Raw genomic sequence first — 19,851 nt, forward strand, 5'->3', positions numbered from 1 at the left:
CAGACCGTTATGAGCGGTCGGCTCTAACCAATTGAGCTACGGGCCCCCAAGACAAAAGTCCGGGTAAAGAAAAGACCGCACCAGATCACCGGTGCGGTCCCGAAAACTAGCGATTTTCGGGCCAAGGTCAAGCCCGAACGTCGCCTGAATTCTTAATAATCGAGGAACGAACGCAATTTGCGCGAGCGCGACGGATGTTTGAGCTTGCGCAACGCCTTGGCTTCGATCTGACGGATACGTTCACGGGTCACAGAGAACTGCTGACCAACCTCTTCGAGAGTGTGGTCGGTGTTCATGCCGATCCCGAAACGCATACGCAGAACACGTTCTTCACGCGGCGTGAGCGACGCCAGAACCCGTGTGGTGGTTTCACGCAGGTTGGCCTGGATCGCGGCATCAAGCGGCTGAACGGCGTTCTTGTCTTCGATGAAATCACCAAGATGACTGTCTTCCTCGTCCCCGATCGGGGTTTCGAGCGAGATCGGCTCCTTGGCGATTTTCAGAACCTTGCGAACCTTTTCAAGCGGCATCTGAAGCTTTTCTGCCAGCTCTTCCGGGGTCGGCTCACGACCGATTTCATGCAGCATCTGACGCGAGGTACGCACCAGCTTGTTGATGGTTTCGATCATGTGAACCGGAATACGGATCGTACGGGCCTGGTCGGCGATAGAACGCGTAATGGCCTGACGGATCCACCAGGTCGCATAGGTCGAGAATTTGTAACCGCGGCGATATTCGAACTTGTCCACCGCCTTCATCAGACCAATGTTACCTTCCTGAATCAGGTCAAGGAACTGAAGACCACGGTTGGTATATTTCTTGGCGATCGAGATCACGAGACGCAGGTTGGCCTCGATCATCTCTTTCTTTGCACGGCCGGCTTCGCGTTCGCCCCGGTTCACAACACTGTAAACGCGGCGGAATTCGCTGATCGGAAGGCCGACTTCGGCGGAAACACCACCAACATCTTCACGCAGTTTGGCGATTTCTTCAGGATAGCGTTCGATAAAGGCCTTCCAGCCCTTGCCCGGCAAACCGGCAACGCGTTCCATCCAGTTCGGGTCAAGTTCATGGCCCTGATACTGTTTGACGAAATCGGGACGCTTGATCTTGCAACGATCGGCAAAGCGCAGAAGCTTGCCTTCAAGACCCAAAAGACGGTTGTTAAGACCCGTCAGGTGATCCAGAAGCTCTTCAATGCGGAAGTTGTTCAGGTGAACATCTTCCATCAGCTCGACCATCTCGTTCTTGAGCTTGGCATAGCGCTTTTCGGTCGCCGCCGGAACGGTTTCACCCTTGTTAAGGGCTACCAGTCGCTGTTCCTGCGCCTTGTGCAGCTTTTCATAGGTCTTGGCGATGAGTTCGAATTTCTCGAGAACCTGCTCGGTCAGTTCTTCTTCCATCTTGGAAAGAGAAACGTTGACCTGCTCGTTCTCGTCTTCGTCTTCATCCTCGCCGTCGCCTTCCTCGTCGCCTTCGGAATCTTCGGACTCTTCATCATCGTCCTCTTCTTCCTCGGCTTCCTCGCCGCCGATATTTTCAGGGGTTTCGGTCTCGGCGTCTTCATCATCCTCTTCATTGGCAGAATCGAAGTTTTCGACATCTGCCTCGGCATCGACGTCCTCATCCTCGCCTTCTTCGGCGCCGATTTCGGCATCCGGGCCACCGCCATAGGTGGTTTCAAGGTCGATAACGTCACGTAGAAGAAGTTCACCAGCCTGAAGCTGATCATGCCAGTTCACAATCGCACGAATGGTCAGCGGGGATTCGCAAATCCCGCCAATCATCATGTCACGACCGGCCTCGATACGCTTGGCAATGGCGATTTCGCCTTCACGCGACAGCAGTTCAACACTGCCCATCTCGCGCAGATACATACGCACCGGATCATCGGTCCGGCCAACATCATCGGCAGAAATATTGCCACTCGGATCGCTGTCGGAATCCTCGTTGTCGTCGTCATTGTCATCTGCGTCGTCGCCATCGATGACATTGATGCCCATCTCGTTGAGATTGCTCATCACGTCTTCGATCTGCTCTGACGAGAAATGTTCCGACGGCAGTGCCGCGTTCAACTCATCGACCGAGATGTGGCCTTTCTCCTTGCCCTTGGCAATGAGCTTCTTGATGGCCGCTTTATATGTATCGAGAAGAGGTCCGTCTGCGTTTTCAGAAGAGGTTTTTTTCTCTTCAGCGTTCGAAGTCTTAGACGACATCTATTCCCCGTTTCCCGCTGGGTACATTCGTACCGTTGTTGTCCCACGCACTGTCATCTCAGCGCAAATCACAAATAGCCCGATCGCCGATTCTGATACAGGGCACCAAGAATCAGTCGTCGAGCTTAAACACATTTTCCCGGCGACGGGCGAGATCCTCACGCCTGTGAGAAAACCTCTCCCATTCTTCCTGACTGGTATCTGCTGCCAACTGTCGGACGGCGTATTTTGCCTCTTCGTCCTCCAGGGAGCTTACAGCCATGGAAAAAACCTGCTTCCAACCCGTTCTGGCCCGTTCGAGCGGCGTCTCGGGCTTGGCGAAAGCGGCGTGTGCAATCACATCCACACTAACCACCCGCAAAACTGTCTCTGACAGCCCGTCGCGCTCCAAATGGGTCCTGATTGAATCGGAATCAAGTCCAGGATCGTCATCAAGCAGCTTTAAGACGGCCCGACGAAGATTGTCAAGCGCGGAGTCTGCACAACTATAGATTCCAAGCTGTTCACCGATCTCGTCATGCAAAGCCGGATGATTGATCAATGTCAGCAAAAGAATGGAGTCCTGCAAATCCCGCTTCTTCTGCATTGGCGGTCGCGACATGCCCGGCACGGCTTTTCCGGCCGGACCCCAGAAATGGTCATTTTTTCCGCGTTTGCCACCCCGGGCGGGCTTTTTATTTTGATATCCGCCACCGGAGGCCCCGCGCGCAGCCCCGTTTCCGCCCCGGTCACCCTTGAACAATTTCCAGATACGGTCGGTAAACATCGACTTGTACTGGCCGCGCACGGCCTCGTCGGCAATCACCGAAATCCGCTGATTGATATCGGCTTCAAGTGCGGCACGACGTTCAGGCGTATCAATCTTGTGCGCGCCCACATCCATCCGCCAGACCAGCTCGGCCAGCGGCACGGCCTGTTCAATGATCTTTTTAAAGCTTTCAAATCCCCCCGGCCCGGCCATCAAACTGTCGGGGTCCTCGCCTTCCGGCAAAATGGAAAACAGCAATGACTTCCCCGGCCGCAGGATCGGAAGCGCACGTTCGGCCGCGCGCAAGGCCGCACGTTTCCCGGCCGCATCCCCATCCAGACACAGCACCGGCTCATTGGTCATTTTCCAAAGTTCGCCAATCTGTTCTTCCGTGACCGCCGTGCCAAGCGGGGCAACCGCCCCGCGGAATCCTGCCCGATGCAGGGCAATAACATCCATATAGCCTTCGGTAACAATAATCGGCGCATCATGGCGTGCTGCTTCGCGTGCCTGGGGCAAACCGTAAAGAAGCCGTCCCTTGTGAAACAGCGGCGTATCCGGGCTGTTCAGGTATTTCGGCTTGGCATCGCCCATCACGCGCCCGCCAAACGCCACCACCCGTCCGCGACGATCCAGGATCGGGAACATCACCCGTCCGCGGAACCGGTCGTAGGTCTGTCGACCGCTGTCTTCGGGCTCGATCAGAAGCCCGGCCTCGATCATCAGTTTTTCGTCAATGTCTTCACGCTTGAGCGCGGCCTTGAGTGCCGCCCGGTTATCCGGCGCAAATCCAAGGCGGAAATCGGATATCGTTTTGTCATCCAGCCCGCGACGGTGGAAATACTCCAGACCTTCCCTGCCTTCGGGCATGCGCAACATGCGCTCAAAGAATGCACAGGCCGCCTCCATCACTTCATAAAGTGTTTTGGCTTTCTGTTCGCGTTCCTGGGCTTCGCGCGACGGCTTGGGCACATCCATGCCGACCTGGTTGGCCAGCACCTCGACCGCCTCGACAAAGGTAAGCCCGCGGGTATTCATCAAAAAGCTGATGACATCGCCATGCGCACCGCAGCCAAAGCAGTGATAGAAACCCTTTTGCTCATTGACCGTAAAGGATGGGGATTTTTCGGAATGGAACGGACACAGCCCGGAATATTCCCGGCCGCGTTTGATCAGCTTCACCGATGAACCGACAATGTCTGCCAGTCCGACCCGTGCCCGCAGGTCGTCCAGAAACGACTGGGGAAAGCTCATAATGTCCCGATCCCGTGATATGCTTGCGCAGATGCGCAACCCTGTTGATGGTCTCTGCCCCGTCCCTGCCTTTGTTATTTAAACCGTTACGCAGAGCTTCGGGACGACGAAAGCCGGACGATTTTACACGTCCGGCTTTCAATAAAATAGGTCTGACTGGAATTAACCCAGAAGTTTTTTGGCAACGCCACCGGCTTTGCCAAAATCCATGGTGCCGTTGTATTTCTCGCGCAGGGCCGCCATGGTGCGTCCCATATCCTTAAGACAGGTCGCACCGATTTCGGTCACAGTGCCGCGAACGGCCTCTTCGATTTCGTCATCCGACAGCTGTACCGGCAGGAACTTTTCAATCACGCCAATTTCGGCGGCTTCCTGATCTGCAAGCTCCGGGCGGTTGCCCTTGGTGTACATTTCGATGCTTTCGCGGCGCTGTTTGACCATCGCCTGAAGCAGATTGATGATGTCATCATCGGAAATGCCATCGGTGTTGCCTTCGCCACGTGCGGCGATATCGCGCTCCTTCAGTGCCGCCAGGATAAGGCGCACGGTGGTAACGGAGCAGGCATCCTTGGCAAGGACGGCCTTTTTCAAAGCGTCATTAAGCTGCGATCGCAGCATGGCTCATCTCTGATTCTGTGGAAGAAAGGAGCGAACATACCGCATAACAGCATCGGAAGCAAAGAAAACCTTCCCCGGCAAACCGTTGATTTTCCTAGGAAAATAAAAGTTTAGATGCGTTCTTGACATGGGTTCGCGACTCCCGTAGACATCCGCCAATTTGCCTACCGGGATTACGATTTGCTTCGCTTCCAGCACGGCCCGCTGTCACTTTCGGGTGTATAGTCCAACATGCTGGGATCGACTTTGCACGTCTGCATGTCCGGTATGCACTCAGATTGCAGTCGTTTTTGTCGGCTTGCCCGTAATTATTATATATAAAAAGACTCCGTGTCTCACCGTGGAAAGATCGAAAGGACATTTGCCAATGTCAGCGCCCACGCACACCCCGCCTCCTGGTGCTTCTGCCGTTCTGGTTCTCGCAGATGGTTCAGTTTTTTGGGGACGCGGCGTCGGTGCCCGAGGAGAGGTCGTCGGTGAAGTCTGCTTCAACACCTCTATCACGGGTTATCAGGAAATCATGACCGACCCCTCCTATGCGGGTCAGATGATTACCTTTACCTTCCCGCATATCGGTAACGTCGGCACCAACGACGAAGATATCGAAAATGCCAAACCGGTTGCCCTTGGCTGCATCCTGCGCCAGGACATTACCGAGCCCTCCAACTACCGCGCCCGGAAACATTTCAATGAATGGCTGGCCGAACATGGCCGGATCGGGATTGCCGGTGTTGATACCCGACGCCTGACCAAGCGCATCCGTAACGAAGGCGCACCGAACGGTGTGATCTGCCACAACCCGGACGGCGTATTTGACATCCCTGCCCTGATCGCCAAGGCCAATGAATGGCCGGGCCTCGAAGGCATGGACCTTGCCAAGGATAACAGCTGCACGACCGGTTACGACTGGGACGAAGCCCTGTGGTCGCGTGAAGGCGGTTACGGCAAACTTGGCAATGTCAAACACCATGTTGTTGCCATCGATTACGGTGTGAAACGCAACATCCTGCGCAACCTCGCAAGCCTTGATTGCAAGGTCTCGGTTGTTCCGGCCACCACCACCGCCGAAGAAGTTCTGGCGATGAACCCGGACGGAATCTTCCTGTCGAACGGTCCTGGTGACCCGGCAGCAACCGGCGAATACGCGGTTCCGACCATCCAGAAACTGATCAACAGCGGCAAGCCGGTCTTTGGCATCTGCCTTGGTCATCAGATGATGGCACTGGCCCTTGGTGCAAAAACCAAGAAAATGGATGTTGGTCATCGCGGTGCGAACCATCCGGTCAAGGACACCACCACCGGGGTCGTCGAGATCACCTCGCAGAACCACGGCTTTGTGGTCGACAAGGACAGCCTGCCTGACAATGTCGAAGCGACGCACTTCTCTCTGTTTGACGGTTCGCTTGCTGGCCTTCGCGCCAAAGACAAACCGGCCTTTGCGGTTCAGTACCACCCGGAAGCATCGCCGGGGCCGCATGACAGCCACTACCTGTTCAAACGTTTCGTTGGTCTGATCGAAGAAGCCAAGTCCTGATCACCTGATCAGGACAAGGTTCCCACGATACGCGATTAACGGACTTAAACGAGGCGGTGCAGCACGCGCGCCCGCCCTGCGAAAAGCGGAAAACGACATGCCGAAACGTACAGATATCAAATCAATCCTCATCATCGGTGCTGGCCCGATTGTTATTGGTCAGGCTTGCGAATTCGACTATTCCGGTGCCCAGGCCTGTAAGGCCCTGAAAGAAGAGGGCTACCGCGTCATTCTGGTCAACTCGAACCCCGCGACCATCATGACCGACCCGAACCTGGCCGATGCGACCTATATCGAGCCGATCAAACCGGAAATGGTCGCCAAGATCATTGAAAAGGAACGCCCGGACGCGCTTCTGCCGACCATGGGTGGCCAGACCGCGCTGAACACCGCGCTTGCCCTGCATGACAACGGCACGCTTGAAAAATACGGCGTCGAGATGATCGGTGCGAAAAAGCACGTCATCGAAAAGGCCGAAGACCGTCAGCTATTCCGTGACGCCATGGACAAGATTGGCCTTGAAAGTGCGCGTTCCGCAATGGTTCGCACCTACGAAGAAGCGGTTGCTGCCCTTGAACATACCGGTCTTCCGGCAATCATCCGTCCGAGCTTCACCCTTGGCGGTGAAGGCGGCGGCATCGCCTATAACCGTGAAGAGTTCGAACAGATCGTCCGCAACGGTCTGGCGATCTCGCCGACCCATACGGTTCTGATCGAAGAATCGATCCTCGGCTGGAAAGAATATGAAATGGAAGTTGTCCGCGACCATGCGGATAACTGCATCATCATCTGTTCGATCGAAAACGTCGATCCGATGGGCATCCACACCGGTGACTCGATCACTGTGGCACCGGCCCTGACCCTGACCGACAAAGAATACCAGATCATGCGCGACGCCTCCTTGGCTGTCCTGCGCGAGATCGGCGTTGATACCGGTGGCTCGAACGTTCAGTTCGCTGTGAACCCGGAAGACGGTCGTCTGATCGTTATTGAAATGAACCCGCGCGTGTCGCGTTCTTCTGCACTTGCATCCAAGGCAACCGGCTTCCCGATCGCCAAGATTGCAGCCAAGCTTGCAGTCGGCTACACGCTCGACGAACTTGATAACGACATCACCGGCGTAACCCCGGCTTCGTTCGAACCGACCATCGACTATGTCGTCACCAAGATCCCGCGCTTCACCTTTGAAAAGTTCCCGGGCGCCAAGCCGCTTCTCGGCACTGCGATGAAGTCGGTTGGCGAAGCCATGTCGATTGGCGGCTGCTTTGCTGAAAGCCTTCAGAAAGGCCTGCGCTCGATGGAAACCGGCCTTACCGGCCTGAATGAAGTCAAGATCGAAGGTGCACCTGACAAAGCTGCGATCCGCGCCCAGCTGACCCAGCCGATCCCGTTCCGTATCCTTTACGCTGCCCAGGCATTCCGTCATGGCCTGACGCTTGAAGAAATCCAGTCGGCAACCAAGTTTGACCCCTGGTACCTCAAGCAGCTTGAAATGCTGGTCGCCGAAGAAGAAAAAGTACGCGCCAACGGCATTCCGGCCGACAAACAGGAATTGCTGCGCCTCAAGAAGCTCGGCTTCTCGGATGCCCGTCTGGCCGAACTGGCAGGCAAGGAAGAAGACTCGGTACGTGCAGATCGCCAGGCCCTTGGCCTGCGCCCGGTTTACAAGCGTATCGACACCTGCGCTGCCGAATTCCCGTCGCGTACTTCCTACATGTACTCCATGTATGAAGGCGACGGCTTCTTCGAACCGGAAAACGAAGCCGAAGTCACCGACCGCAAGAAGGTCATCATCCTTGGTGGTGGTCCGAACCGTATCGGTCAGGGCATCGAGTTCGATTATTGCTGTGTGCACGCGGCCTATGCGCTGCGCGAAGCAGGCATCGAAGCAATCATGGTCAACTGCAACCCGGAAACGGTTTCAACCGACTACGACACCTCTGATCGCCTGTATTTCGAACCGCTGACCGCCGAAGACGTGATCGAGCTGTGCCAGCTTGAACAGTCGAACGGTGAACTGCTTGGTGTGATCGTTCAGTATGGTGGCCAGACCCCGCTGAAACTGTCTGCAGCCCTTGAAAAAGCCGGTATTCCGATCCTCGGCACCAGCCCGGACAGCATCGACCTTGCCGAAGACCGTGACCGGTTCCAGGCACTGGTTCACCAGCTTGGCCTGAAACAGCCGGCCAACGGCATTGCCCGTTCGGTTGACGAAGCTGTCAAAATCGCCGAAAGCATCGGTTACCCGATCGTCATTCGCCCAAGCTACGTTCTTGGCGGTCGTGCGATGGAAATCGTCCACACCACCGAAGACCTGCTGCGCTACATGCACGAAGCCGTTCAGGTTTCCGGCAAAAGCCCGGTTCTGATCGACAGCTTCCTGCAGGATGCGATTGAAATCGACGCGGACGCGGTTTCTGATGGTGAAAGCGTCTTTGTCGCAGGCATCATGCAGCACATCGAAGAAGCCGGTATTCACTCTGGTGACTCTGCCTGCTCGCTGCCGCCTTACTCGCTTGACGAAGCAATGATCGAACGCCTAAAGGCACAGACCGTTCAGCTGGCAAAAGCCCTGAATGTTGTTGGCCTGATGAACGTTCAGTTCGCGATCAAGGACGACACGATCTATCTGATCGAAGTCAACCCGCGCGCATCGCGTACCGTTCCGTTCGTCGCCAAGGCAACCGGCAACCCGATTGCCAAAATCGGCGCACGCATCATGGCGGGCGAGAAACTCGGTGACTTTGACATCGATTACGGCCCGTTCAAGCACATCGCCGTCAAAGAAGCGGTCCTTCCGTTCAACCGCTTCCCGGGCGTTGACACCTTGCTTGGCCCGGAAATGCGTTCGACCGGCGAAGTCATGGGTCTTGATACCGATTTCGGTCGCGCCTTTGCCAAGGCACAGATGGCTGCTGGCCATATGCTGCCGCTGGGAGGCAAGGTCTTCATCTCGGTTAAAAATCACGATAAACCGGCCGCTGTTCAACTCGCACGCGATGCGATTGCCCTTGGCTTTGGCGTGGTTGCGACGCACGGCACCGCAGAAGCTCTTGAAAAAGAAGGGCTGGACGTCACCCCGGTCAATAAGGTACAGGAAGGACGTCCCCATATCGTGGACATGATGAAGAACGGCGATATCAACCTGGTATTCAACACCACCGAGAGCAAACAGGCCGTGGTCGACAGTTTCTCGATCCGTCGTACTGCTCTTACCGATGATATTCCGTACTACACCACTGTCGCCGGTGCGCGTGCAACTTTGCGCGCCATCGACAACCTGAAGCGCGGCGCACTTGCAGTTCGTCCGGTTCAGGAATATCTTGGGGACAAGTACTGAGGTTCTTTTAGAACCCGACTGAAAAGTTTAAACCGCCCGGCGGTAAAATGCCGGGCGGTTGATTTTGTAGTATCGACCGCTAATAAGAATAGGCTGTGAGCGCGATGGAAAAAGTACCAATGACCCCGCAAGGGCATCAGCGCCTCGAAGAAGAACTGAAGCATCGCAAATCCGTCGAACGCCTTGAAATCATCAAGGCAATCGCGGAAGCCCGCGAACATGGTGATCTTTCGGAAAACGCCGAATACCATGCCGCACGCGAACGCCAAAGTTTCTGCGAAGGTCGTATTGCCGAGCTCGAAGATGTCCTGAGCCGTTCCGAAGTTATCGACGTTCCGTCACTGGCGGGCAGCGTTGTTAAATTCGGCGCCAAGGTTGATCTTGTCGACGAAGATACCGACGAAGAAACCACCTATCAGGTTGTTGGCCCGATCGAGGCCGACATCAATGCTGGCCGCATTTCAACCACCTCGCCGATTGGCCGGGCGTTGATCGGCAAGTCTGTTGGTGATTCCGTCGAAGTCACCGTTCCGGGCGGCATCAAAAGCTACGAAATTTTAAAGGTCGACTTCTCGTAATTCGGGAACGTTCCTGATCCGAAAACGGTCCGATTTTATCGGGCCGTTTTTTTGTGCCTGCACGCAAAGCACCACAAATGAAAACAAAAAAAGCCGGGCAACAATCTGCCCGGCTTTTCGATATTGATGCACTTATGCTGAACCCTCAGCCCGCCTTTGCCAACCGTTCCAGAACGGCTTCGATATTGCGGTTAAGGTCGGTTGCCTCGGACCCAAGATGATCCGCACTGCCCAGCAATTCGGTCGCTGTTGCCCCGGTCTCTTCAGAAATCTGGGACAATTGATGGATCAAATCGGACAGATCACGGGTCGCTTCAACGGTCACGCCAAGGCTGTGTGCAATTTCGCGGGTTGCACTTTGTTGCTGTTCCATGGTCGATGAAATGGTCGCGGCAACCTCAACCATATCCCCGATGGTTTCCGATACCCCTTTGACCGCCGAAACAGAATCCCCAGTTGCCGCCTGGATTTCCGAAATCTGCTGGGCGATCTCGTCCGTCGCACGTGCAGTCTGGTTCGCAAGGTTTTTGACCTCGTTGGCAACAACCGCAAACCCCTTACCGGCTTCGCCTGCACGGGCGGCTTCGATGGTTGCGTTCAGCGCCAGAAGGTTGGTCTGGGATGCAATATCCGTGATCAGATTGACGACTTCGCCAATCTTCTCGGCCGCATTCGACAACCATTCAATGCGTTCACTTGCCGTGGTCGAACGATCGACGGCATTGTTGGTAATTTCGCGTGCACGTCCAATCTGGCGCGAGATTTCCTCGGCCGATGCATTGATCTCGTCAACGGCGGATGCTGCTGATTCAACGTTCTGCGATGTTTCCTCGGATGCGTGAACGGCCCCTTTGGATGCATCACGACCAACACGGGCACGATCATTCATAAGCTGCGCACGTTTCTGAAGCTGGACCGATTCATCATCGACCGCGCCTGCGGATTTACCAATCAGGGTCGTAATCTGTTCGGCCAGCTCGCGCTTATACTGTTCGCGCTCGATCTGGCGCTGTTTGCGCAGATGCTCGTTCTGTTCCAGCAATTCTTCTGCCTTGGTCGCAGCCGTTACCGCTTCGTTACGTGCAGTTTCGGCATTGGCCAGGGTCGAATACAGGCTTTTGCACGACCAGATCAGAACGCCGGCTTCGACAATCACCACCACCGCATGCAAAACCACCCGCCAGAACTGTCCACCTTCCGGGAATACCCAGTAAGGTACGGCAAAGTTCAGGATCAGGTGATGAAGGGCAATAACGCCGGTCACGACAACAATCGTCTTCCAGCACACCAGCGCGCCGAGCACGGCCAGGGCTGCAAAGAAGTACATATGAATGTCGATCTGCCAATGATGGCCGCGGAATGCATAGACCAGCACCCCGACCTGCAAGATCATCGCAGACGACACAATAAAGCGTGAAATCTGGGCCTGTTCACCAGCCATGCGATATACCGCAAAGGCAATCACTGCGAACACAGCACTGGCAACAAGCGGCGACAGGGCGTCATTGCTTGCGAAATAGCCTGCAATCCCGCTGAGCGGAATGTGCAGAGCCAAAATAACAAACAATGTCTTGAGCGCGCTGGCCCGAATTTCAAGTAACTTTTCCATAGACATGCACCCAGACGTCAAAAGGCGTTTTTGGTTTCGCCAAGATCAAAACATGCTGAAGCAATCAGCGGAGACAGGGTAAAAAGAGCACCGAAATCATCGGACTGCGGCACCATGCCATCATCGCGCACGACAACAGCCATATGCCCGAAACCGCCAAATCGGACCACGCGACCACCGGCCGCCCCTACCTGCACAAGAATTTCATCCTCAGACAGGGAAAACGGGAAAACCATTCCCACACCGGTCATGTCATGCACAGGGCGATAAGACATCAGCACCAGCAACACGACGCCACACACGGCAAACGCGATTGTTGGCACAATACCGGCCCAGCCATTTTCGTCATCTGGCTGTATGGCGCTGGTTTTATGGAAATTTTTGAACGCTTCCAATTACTATCCTAAGATATGAAATTCACCCCATTGGTATAGGTTCTTGCTATGTATGACTAAAAGTCGGCATTTACAAGGTTTTTCATCCCTACGTTTAGTAGGGTTATCTGCTATTCCGCTGACTTTCTGCAAAAATCAGAAATGATATTTTTTGTTATATTTCAGTAAATTAGAAAAACTTTAATGCGCGTAACCTTGACTAAAACCGGTACTGTCGGCGAACGCATGGCACCCTTGTCGCATATGAATGGTGCCACCCGCCATTACCACCCAGACGAGAATCTTTTTCACCTGTGATCAGGGTTTCCGCCCTTTTGGGGCACAAAAAAACCGGTGACAGGATGACACCGGTTTTTGATACGTCTGAAACGGTCGAAGCGATCAGTCTTCGGCATCGATATCGATTGGCACGCCCGGCATGTTTTTAGCGGTTCGAATCGACAGTGCCGATTTCACATGATTTACATTTTCCGCAACCGTCAGCTGGGTGGTCAGGAACTTCTGATATTCGTCCCAGCTATGCGAGACGATTTTCAAAAGGAAATCCATCTCGCCGGCCACCATGTGGCATTCACGAACTTCGGGCCAGTTGGCTGCGCGGGCTTCGAACGCGCGCAAATCATGTTCGGCCTGGCTGGCAAGACCGACCATCGCGAACACGGTCACATTGTAACCAAGTGCCTGCGCATCAACATCGGCGTGATAGCCCTGGATGAAACCGGTTTCTTCAAGCGCACGCACACGACGCAAACAGGGCGGGGCCGAGATACCTGCACGACGTGCAAGTTCCACATTGGTCATACGGCCATCTTCCTGTAGATCGCGCAAAATTCTGCGGTCGATCTTGTCGAGTTTGACCCGTTGCATTTAATCCTCGATTCTGTGCGCGAAAGTTACCCCGATTGAAACAATATTACAGCGGGGCAAGTTGCAGGCAATAATATATTCCGACAAATAATGCAATCTTGCGCTTGGATGCCGTAACTGAAAATGCAGTAAAATCCGCTTTTTGGCCGGTTTTGACGCCTGCAATCCGCGACTTGCCCCGGTCTGTCAATGCGATAACAAAATTACCGTGTGGCTTCGTACAATTTCACCATTCAAAAAACGCGATATTGCCCATTCAAACTTTGCGTCAAGCGGTTGCGTCTTGTCCGGTCTGCCCATATGTTCGACTGCACATTTTATCAATCTCGGACATATACAAAGAACATGGCCCAGGAACATCAAACCAAAGTCCTTATCATCGGCTCCGGCCCTGCCGGCTACACTGCGGCGATCTATGCTGCACGCGCCAACCTTGAACCCATGATGGTTATGGGTCTTCAGCCGGGCGGTCAGTTGACGATCACCACCGATGTTGAAAACTTCCCGGGCTTTGCCGATGTCATTCAGGGTCCGTGGCTGATGGACCAGATGAAGGCACAGGCCGAACATGTCGGCACCAAGATGGTGCATGACCTGATCACCGAGGTCGATTTCTCCAAACGCCCGTTCGTCTGCAAGGGCGACTCCGGCGATACCTATATTGCCGAAACCGTGATCATCTCGACCGGTGCGCAGGCGCGCTGGCTTGGTCTTCCGGGCGAAGAAAAATTCAATGGCCGTGGCGTTTCGGCATGTGCGACCTGTGACGGCTTCTTCTATCGCAACAAGCCAGTAACGGTTGTTGGTGGCGGCAATACCGCTGTTGAAGAAGCCCTGTATCTTGCCGGCATCTGCTCGAAAGTCACCCTGATCCATCGTCGTGATGAACTGCGCGCCGAGAAAATGTTGCAGGAACGCCTTCTCAAACACGAAAAGATCGATGTGGTTTGGGACAGTGTTGTTGATGACATTCTGGGCGGCGATGGCCCGATGGATGGCGTCGAGGCCGTGCGTGTCCGCAACGTCAAAACCGACGAAGTCACTGATATTCCGGCTGACGGCTTCTTTGTTGCCATCGGTCACGATCCGGCAACCGCCATCTTCAAAGGCCAGGTTGATATGGATGACGAAAACTATGTTCTGGTCAAACCGGGCAGCACCGTCACTAATATTCCGGGCGTGTTCGCTGCTGGCGACGTCACCGACAAGGTTTACCGTCAGGCCGTGACGGCCGCTGGCATGGGCTGCATGGCCGCCCTTGAAGCTGAAAAGTTCATTGCCGAACACGAAGCCTGATCAGAAAGATCAACCGGGGCCAAAACAGGCATAAACCGGTCCGAAACATATTCAGGGGATGCATTTTTGCATCCCCTTTTTTAATGCTTCCAGATCACCGTGATCATGCCAATTACCTGACATTTCACAAGAAACACGCATCTGCGAAATCAATATTTGGGAAAATGCCTGCTTGCAGAAAAAGCTACAGGCCTCATATTGGTTATTTGGGACTCCACCCAATCATGCGGCAGGGTCGTTTGTGTGAGGCGCTTAACAGTGTTGAAACCAAATTACCCCTAAAAGAAGAGAAGTATTATCAGGGGACTGGCGCAGAAACGTGCGGCAGTGACATCTAGGAGCGGGTCTATGGACTGGGACAAGCTGCGTGTATTTCACGCTGTTGCGGAAGCCGGGAGCTTCACTCACGCAGGGGAAAACCTTAATCTGAGCCAATCGGCCGTAAGTCGGCAGATCAGTGCGCTTGAAGAAAGTGTCAAAGTTCCGCTGTTTCACCGCCATGCACGCGGTCTTATCCTGACCGAACAGGGTGAACTTCTGTATCGCACCGCCCATGATGTCTTTGCCAAACTTTCCATGGCCGAGGCCCGCATTCGGGAATCCAAGGAACGCCCAAGCGGCCCGCTGAAAGTCACCACCACGGTTGCCTTTGGTTCAACCTGGCTGACCCCGCGCATCAATGACTTCCTTGAACGTTATCCCGAAATCGAATTGTCGCTGGTTCTCAATGACGAGGAACTCGATCTTGCCATGCGCGAGGCCGATGTCGCCATTCGTATGCAGCCGCCCCGTCAGGCCGATCTCGTACAGCGTCAGTTGATGACACTGCGCTATCACGTCTTCGCATCGCCGGAATATATCAAGCAGTACGGCATGCCCAAGACACCGGAAGACCTCAAAGATCACCGACTGATCATCTATGGGGCAGATGCCCGTCCGCCGGTATCAAACGTCAACTGGATGATGGCCACCGCTCAGCAGTTCCGACCGGACATGCGCCCGATTTTGAAGCTGAACAATATTTACGGCATCTTCCGTGCGACCGAGTCCGGGCTTGGTATTTCGGCTCTGCCAGATTACCTGTTGCCAACCAACAGCAATCTGGTGCGCATCCTGCCGGAACTCGAAGGGCCAAGCTTCGATGCCTATTTCGTCTATCCGGAAGAACTGCGCCATTCAAAGCGCATCGCGGTATTCCGTGACTTCCTGATCGAAGAAATTGCCAAGGTAAAGTCAAAGGCTGCTGCGGCGGCGACTGGCGCCCCTGCGGCCGAAAAGTAATCCTGCCTCGAAAGAGATGTTTTGATTTTAACGGCCCGGTTTCATCCGGGCCGTTTTGCATTGCGACTCATGCATATACCATCTCCTCCCGGTCTTACGGGGGAGACGCATAACAAAGAATCGGCCCACCACCGCACATACTCCCCCGCCCGGATATCCCGGACACCGTTTAACACTGTGCAGCAAAGCAATCTCCTTCTCGATGCACCACACACTTTGTCGTGCATTAAAATGCGCCAGCGCAACCAAACGGCACCAAGAACCCGCCTCGCCGCCAGCCCAATCCAAAGTTTCATGCAAAAATGCTTACCCAATGGTCGGCCAAGACCATCCAATAGACGGAAAATGCGATGCGCCTGACGCACGTCTCGTCATAATTCCTTAAAATTACTGACATTTTTCCGCCATGCATTAAGTGCATGGTTGGTCTGAGGTTATTCTATTTTAAATTAAAGATAAGCATCCGTATATTTGCATCATAAGTTGTGAGCAGACGCGAAAGCGAGATCGCTTCAACTTCCCTGATCTCCGCATGATCCGTCCGCCGGAACGAAATCCGGCACAGGAATCTTCCCCAAGATTCCCTACGTCTCCCAGACGTAAGCCTCCCTGTTGATCTTTGCCGGTAGCGCCCCCCTGCTACCGGCATTTTTTTTTGTGCTTGTGCACAATGAACAATCTTCAGATCTGCCCAATCCACAAGCAAGTGAAACGGCTCACATCTAAAAAATCATTCATTTTCAATGCATTAACAGATGATTAGCAGCAGCCCAACATTTATGCAGATTTTGCATGGCTGAAAGAGCAATTTGGCAGTGGTCTTTCCCGGCAAAAACGCTATCTTCCTCTTCGAACCGCAGCGGTACACACCGCACCGCGGTACAGAGTTTTCTCCCTGACCGAATTTCGGTCTTAGCCGGACGCCCTGTCCGGCTTACCCAGGGCCCTGCGAAGGGTCCTACGTCTCCCAGACGTGAAGCCTCCCTGATAAACTTGCCGGATACTCTATGTATCCGGCTTTTTTTTGCCTTGTTTCCACCTCTGGGGACTATCTGGGGACTAATTTGCAGAAACTCGGCATGGTTTCCGAGGCAATCACACAGGCCGCTTAACGCCACGCTGGCAATTGTCCCACGCCCTCACATACGATGTCGGAAAATTCTTCCTGCCCGGATTCTTGCGCCTTTTTTACGGCTAAGGAAAATTGGGCAATAAAACCTACCAGACACTCTAGGTTAGGCAACAAATAGCTTTTGCTCGTAAGCTATTTACTCAATTGATCAATTTTCTCGATGCTGATGTAAACCCGCGACCCTCTAATTTCGACGGTTCCACGACCTGAGATGGTGCACAGTTCAGAGTAGGACACTATGAAGCTAGGATTATCGCACTCTGCCTCAATTCGCTCCCGGTCATCTCTTCCAGCATCGACCGTAACTCCGAATGGATCGCGATTATTGTCATAGAACGTAAACTCCCGCTCTCGGCTATCGTACTTGATCCGACCTGAAAACTGCACCGCTGTCCTATCCATCGTCAATAGATAATCAGTTAACGAAACTGGTTCCGCCAATGCAGGCGAGATATCAATCAGAAGGACAATCACTAGATAGATGAGCTTTTGCATGTCACCTCTCTGCTCGCCGGGAAATTTAGTATTCGACTTATTTTAGCTGCTTACCAACGGCTATGGATTAACGCCCTCGCAACAGATAGTCTCATTTTGTTTTGGGTTTTATCTCGTAGGAAAAGTCGTCTCGGAAATGCTTTAAAACCTTAAACTTGATGGTTCTATTGTCGTAATCCAGAACCTCAATGCGAGCGCCCTTGTAACCAATGATATTGGACTCCCCCATATCGTACTCGACATCATTGGTAAATGCGTCTCTGGCAAGCCCGTCATTGAATTCCCGATATGATATGTTGATCTTTTTTCCAACCGAACCACTGTAAATCAAGGTTTGTTGAACACTCTGATTATCTCTTGCAGATAGCTCCTCAACTCTCATCTGTCCGTCATAGCAAGATGCAGACTGATAGGAGACAGAGGTAACGCATACTTCGTTGTCTTTTTTGGTGTGCAAGGCAATTGGAGGGTCGATAAAGCCCGGAAGGTAAACAACACTCTGACCTTTGGTGTTGGTGGTAGAGAAATACGGATTACCTTTGTAGTCACCTATCCGAATATAAGACCCCGGCGGAATATCGTATGCAACCCCGTCGATCAGGTGAGATAACGTAAGAAATTCCGTCGTTACTCGCCTGCCTTGGTTAAGCATGTAGTCCCCAACAGAAGCCTCTTGTACTTCGTTAATGGCTGGCTCGGAAAACAGTTCTGTCTTGCCGCTGTAATTGTAGTTAATGGAGGAACACGCCGACACAGCAGAAAGCAACACGAAGAGGCTTAACAGTTTCGCGATTTTCATTTTGTTCCCCTTTTTATCGCTACCGGAAATTCATCTGACAGAAGCGCACAGCAATATCTTTCAACATTGTTCAACAGCATATCGCGTAGAAGCTGCATGACAACAAACTAATACCCGAATTTCCATCTGGCTGGGCAATGTTCGATTTCTGAGCCGCCAGAAAACCTATTTTCCTCTCGCGTAACGATGTCAGAAAAATCTTGAGGCCCGGATTGTTGCCCTTTTTTTTTACGGATACGAAAAACTCGCCCGCAAACCGGATAGCCGCCCTTTTTTCGGTTTCACGAAATTATCCGCAAAGCCCTCTTGTTCGCATGTGACTATGGAAAAATCTTCCCCCGCCATTTCACCGCTTCTAAAAATTCCAACAATCGGACCAACGGTCTTCTCGCGATACCGTTTCTAAAAATTCGGTGCGTCCCCACATGGTAAACTATATGTGTCGCAAAAGTTGATACCGTCAAAGCAGCGGTTTTTGTGGTTTCGGTATTAAAAATTAAGACCGTAAGGGCCTATTTGCCGGGGAAGATAATACAGCCGGTCTCAACAGGTGAGACCGACAGTATTAAGATCTGATACCGGGTTTTAATTTTCCGGTCTCCATCTGGCATATTCTTTGGTTGGCAATTCATCCCCCAATGGCTGATTGGTCAGAATCCATGTTGTCGCATGACGGGTTTTGCGCGTGAATGTGCCTTTGACTGCTACCTTGATCCAGCCAAGCCGTTGCAATTCCCAAATCGCCTTGTTTGCCGTGTTATCGGCACATCCCAGACGACTGCCAAGTTCCCGGACGGAAAAACTGATTTCGCCATTATTTCGACCATCATATCGGCGACGAAACTCCATTAATGACGCTTTGCCCAGTAAGGACATTTCCCGATAGGCAGGGCAGTCCATTTCGAAATGCTCCAGCTTCACAAAACGGCTTTGCTGATTGCGCCCATTTGGCAAAAGCTTGTTGCGTTTCCTGTTACCCATTCTGCCACCCTCCTGCATGACCGGAAAGGTGGCGGGGGCAATTACGCCCCCACCGCCAGACATTCATTCTACGACCTCGATACGGGATTTTAGGACATAACGCGCATGTGTGCCGGGATAAGGGCCACCGTGCGGCTCATTCACCGTCTCGATATCAAGACCGTATTCGGTCCGAAGGGTAAATATATATGCTGACCAGCGGGGGCCAGGATTATCTATTGGCGTAACCCCGCGCTTTCCAGCCCTTAGCAATTCCGCAAGTGCCCACGCCACCCGGCCATTGGCAACACGCGCCCAGCCTGCACCGGGCAAGAGAAAACGCATTGTTTGCTTTGGATGTTTCATTTCACACCCTCCAGCATTGCCCCGGCTATATCCGCCAGCGGAAACAGGAATTGTGCAAACGGGTAAGCTGCGTTACAGTAATCCCGTCTAATAATTGAAAGACCCTTAGCCCGGACATCGCCTCCCCGCGATGCCGGGCTTTTCCATACAATCAGCATCCGTTGCCCTCCTGATTTTCAAGGAGGCCTGCAAGCGCAAGTGCTGATTTCCGGGTTACAAGAGTCCTACGGCCAATCTTAACCTTTTCCAATTGCCCGGATTGAAGCAATCCGTACACCGTAGTTCTGCCAATAGACAGAAGTCGGCAGCAATCTGGAATTGAGTACAGCAATGTCATTTAGTCACCTCTTGTTTTGCTGCGCA

Annotated in this window: 16 protein-coding genes; 5 read left to right on the top strand and 11 right to left on the bottom strand. The window is 53.4% G+C overall.

Features of this window, described 5'->3' with window-relative positions; translation table 11 throughout:
- Nucleotides 1-152 precede the first annotated feature (152 nt).
- The 3 genes from rpoD to TH19_RS02620 form a co-directional block, all read right to left on the bottom strand.
- A complete protein-coding gene (gene rpoD / locus TH19_RS02610; protein ID WP_114100794.1) occupies nt 153-2,216 on the bottom strand; it encodes an RNA polymerase sigma factor RpoD in 2,064 nt (687 codons plus the stop codon).
- A gap of 112 nt (nt 2,217-2,328) precedes the next feature.
- Nucleotides 2,329-4,218 carry a DNA primase gene (dnaG, locus tag TH19_RS02615; protein WP_114100795.1) on the bottom strand — a complete coding sequence of 630 codons (1,890 nt, stop codon included), beginning with the start codon at nt 4,216-4,218 and terminating at the stop codon, nt 2,329-2,331.
- A 162-nt stretch (nt 4,219-4,380) separates the two neighbouring features.
- Nucleotides 4,381-4,836, bottom strand: a complete 456-nt coding sequence (locus tag TH19_RS02620) for a GatB/YqeY domain-containing protein (RefSeq protein WP_114100796.1) — start codon at nt 4,834-4,836, stop codon at nt 4,381-4,383.
- A 367-nt stretch (nt 4,837-5,203) separates the two neighbouring features.
- Between TH19_RS02620 and carA the strand changes: the two genes are divergently transcribed.
- The 3 genes from carA (at nt 5,204) to greA (ending at nt 10,288) form a co-directional block, all read left to right on the top strand.
- The gene (carA, locus tag TH19_RS02625; protein ID WP_114100797.1) at nt 5,204-6,370 is read left to right on the top strand and encodes a glutamine-hydrolyzing carbamoyl-phosphate synthase small subunit; all 1,167 of its coding nucleotides are present in this window, start codon (nt 5,204-5,206) and stop codon (nt 6,368-6,370) included.
- A gap of 97 nt (nt 6,371-6,467) precedes the next feature.
- Entirely contained in the window at nt 6,468-9,710 is a 3,243-nt protein-coding gene (gene carB, locus TH19_RS02630) for a carbamoyl-phosphate synthase large subunit (protein ID WP_114100798.1), read from the top strand.
- Between the two features lie 104 nt (nt 9,711-9,814).
- A complete protein-coding gene (gene greA, locus TH19_RS02635) occupies nt 9,815-10,288 on the top strand; it encodes a transcription elongation factor GreA (protein WP_114098030.1) in 474 nt (157 codons plus the stop codon).
- A 145-nt stretch (nt 10,289-10,433) separates the two neighbouring features.
- On the opposite strand, the gene TH19_RS02640 is transcribed toward greA, so the two are convergent.
- From TH19_RS02640 to TH19_RS02650, 3 genes are all read right to left on the bottom strand, one after another.
- Complete coding sequence (locus TH19_RS02640; protein WP_181846280.1) at nt 10,434-11,897, bottom strand: methyl-accepting chemotaxis protein; 1,464 nt, start codon at nt 11,895-11,897, stop codon at nt 10,434-10,436.
- 17 nt (nt 11,898-11,914) lie between these two features.
- On the bottom strand, nt 11,915-12,292 hold the full coding sequence (locus TH19_RS02645; protein ID WP_114100800.1) for a hypothetical protein: 378 nt from the start codon (nt 12,290-12,292) through the stop codon (nt 11,915-11,917).
- A 381-nt stretch (nt 12,293-12,673) separates the two neighbouring features.
- The gene (locus tag TH19_RS02650) at nt 12,674-13,159 is read right to left on the bottom strand and encodes an Lrp/AsnC family transcriptional regulator (RefSeq protein WP_114100801.1); all 486 of its coding nucleotides are present in this window, start codon (nt 13,157-13,159) and stop codon (nt 12,674-12,676) included.
- Nucleotides 13,160-13,504: 345 nt separating this feature from the next.
- Here TH19_RS02650 and trxB point away from each other — a divergent pair, with 345 nt between their 5' ends.
- Nucleotides 13,505-14,455 carry a thioredoxin-disulfide reductase gene (trxB, locus tag TH19_RS02655; protein ID WP_114100802.1) on the top strand — a complete coding sequence of 317 codons (951 nt, stop codon included), beginning with the start codon at nt 13,505-13,507 and terminating at the stop codon, nt 14,453-14,455.
- Nucleotides 14,456-14,803: 348 nt separating this feature from the next.
- Complete coding sequence (locus TH19_RS02660) at nt 14,804-15,736, top strand: LysR family transcriptional regulator (RefSeq protein ID WP_114100803.1); 933 nt, start codon at nt 14,804-14,806, stop codon at nt 15,734-15,736.
- Between the two features lie 1,264 nt (nt 15,737-17,000).
- On the opposite strand, the gene TH19_RS02665 is transcribed toward TH19_RS02660, so the two are convergent.
- The 5 genes from TH19_RS02665 to TH19_RS23225 all read right to left on the bottom strand — a co-directional run bounded on the left by TH19_RS02665 (nt 17,001) and on the right by TH19_RS23225 (nt 19,825).
- On the bottom strand, nt 17,001-17,363 hold the full coding sequence (locus TH19_RS02665; protein ID WP_114100804.1) for a hypothetical protein: 363 nt from the start codon (nt 17,361-17,363) through the stop codon (nt 17,001-17,003).
- A 91-nt stretch (nt 17,364-17,454) separates the two neighbouring features.
- Entirely contained in the window at nt 17,455-18,162 is a 708-nt protein-coding gene (locus TH19_RS02670; protein ID WP_114100805.1) for a hypothetical protein, read from the bottom strand.
- 585 nt (nt 18,163-18,747) lie between these two features.
- Entirely contained in the window at nt 18,748-19,143 is a 396-nt protein-coding gene (locus TH19_RS02675; RefSeq protein WP_147250698.1) for a GntR family transcriptional regulator, read from the bottom strand.
- Nucleotides 19,144-19,206: 63 nt separating this feature from the next.
- On the bottom strand, nt 19,207-19,488 hold the full coding sequence (locus TH19_RS02680; RefSeq protein ID WP_114100807.1) for a winged helix domain-containing protein: 282 nt from the start codon (nt 19,486-19,488) through the stop codon (nt 19,207-19,209).
- Nucleotides 19,489-19,639: 151 nt separating this feature from the next.
- Nucleotides 19,640-19,825: a helix-turn-helix domain-containing protein gene (locus TH19_RS23225; protein WP_114100808.1), complete on the bottom strand. Its 186-nt coding sequence runs from the start codon at nt 19,823-19,825 to the stop codon at nt 19,640-19,642.
- Nucleotides 19,826-19,851: the final 26 nt, after the last annotated feature.

This window comes from Thalassospira profundimaris, from assembly GCF_003326675.1.
Taxonomy (GTDB): domain Bacteria; phylum Pseudomonadota; class Alphaproteobacteria; order Rhodospirillales; family Thalassospiraceae; genus Thalassospira; species Thalassospira aquimaris.

Excerpts from the sequence above, each read along its gene's own strand:
- rpoD (WP_114100794.1), bottom strand. The coding sequence starts at position 2,216 with ATGTCGTCTAAGACTTCGAACGCTGAAGAGAAAAAAACCTCTTCTGAA.
- dnaG (WP_114100795.1), bottom strand. The coding sequence starts at position 4,218 with ATGAGCTTTCCCCAGTCGTTTCTGGACGACCTGCGGGCACGGGTCGGA.
- TH19_RS02620 (WP_114100796.1), bottom strand. The coding sequence starts at position 4,836 with ATGCTGCGATCGCAGCTTAATGACGCTTTGAAAAAGGCCGTCCTTGCC.
- carA (WP_114100797.1), top strand. The coding sequence starts at position 5,204 with ATGTCAGCGCCCACGCACACCCCGCCTCCTGGTGCTTCTGCCGTTCTG.
- carB (WP_114100798.1), top strand. The coding sequence starts at position 6,468 with ATGCCGAAACGTACAGATATCAAATCAATCCTCATCATCGGTGCTGGC.
- greA (WP_114098030.1), top strand. The coding sequence starts at position 9,815 with ATGGAAAAAGTACCAATGACCCCGCAAGGGCATCAGCGCCTCGAAGAA.
- TH19_RS02640 (WP_181846280.1), bottom strand. The coding sequence starts at position 11,897 with ATGGAAAAGTTACTTGAAATTCGGGCCAGCGCGCTCAAGACATTGTTT.
- TH19_RS02650 (WP_114100801.1), bottom strand. The coding sequence starts at position 13,159 with ATGCAACGGGTCAAACTCGACAAGATCGACCGCAGAATTTTGCGCGAT.
- trxB (WP_114100802.1), top strand. The coding sequence starts at position 13,505 with ATGGCCCAGGAACATCAAACCAAAGTCCTTATCATCGGCTCCGGCCCT.
- TH19_RS02660 (WP_114100803.1), top strand. The coding sequence starts at position 14,804 with ATGGACTGGGACAAGCTGCGTGTATTTCACGCTGTTGCGGAAGCCGGG.
- TH19_RS02665 (WP_114100804.1), bottom strand. The coding sequence starts at position 17,363 with ATGCAAAAGCTCATCTATCTAGTGATTGTCCTTCTGATTGATATCTCG.
- TH19_RS02670 (WP_114100805.1), bottom strand. The coding sequence starts at position 18,162 with ATGAAAATCGCGAAACTGTTAAGCCTCTTCGTGTTGCTTTCTGCTGTG.
- TH19_RS02675 (WP_147250698.1), bottom strand. The coding sequence starts at position 19,143 with ATGGGTAACAGGAAACGCAACAAGCTTTTGCCAAATGGGCGCAATCAG.
- TH19_RS02680 (WP_114100807.1), bottom strand. The coding sequence starts at position 19,488 with ATGAAACATCCAAAGCAAACAATGCGTTTTCTCTTGCCCGGTGCAGGC.
- TH19_RS23225 (WP_114100808.1), bottom strand. The coding sequence starts at position 19,825 with ATGACATTGCTGTACTCAATTCCAGATTGCTGCCGACTTCTGTCTATT.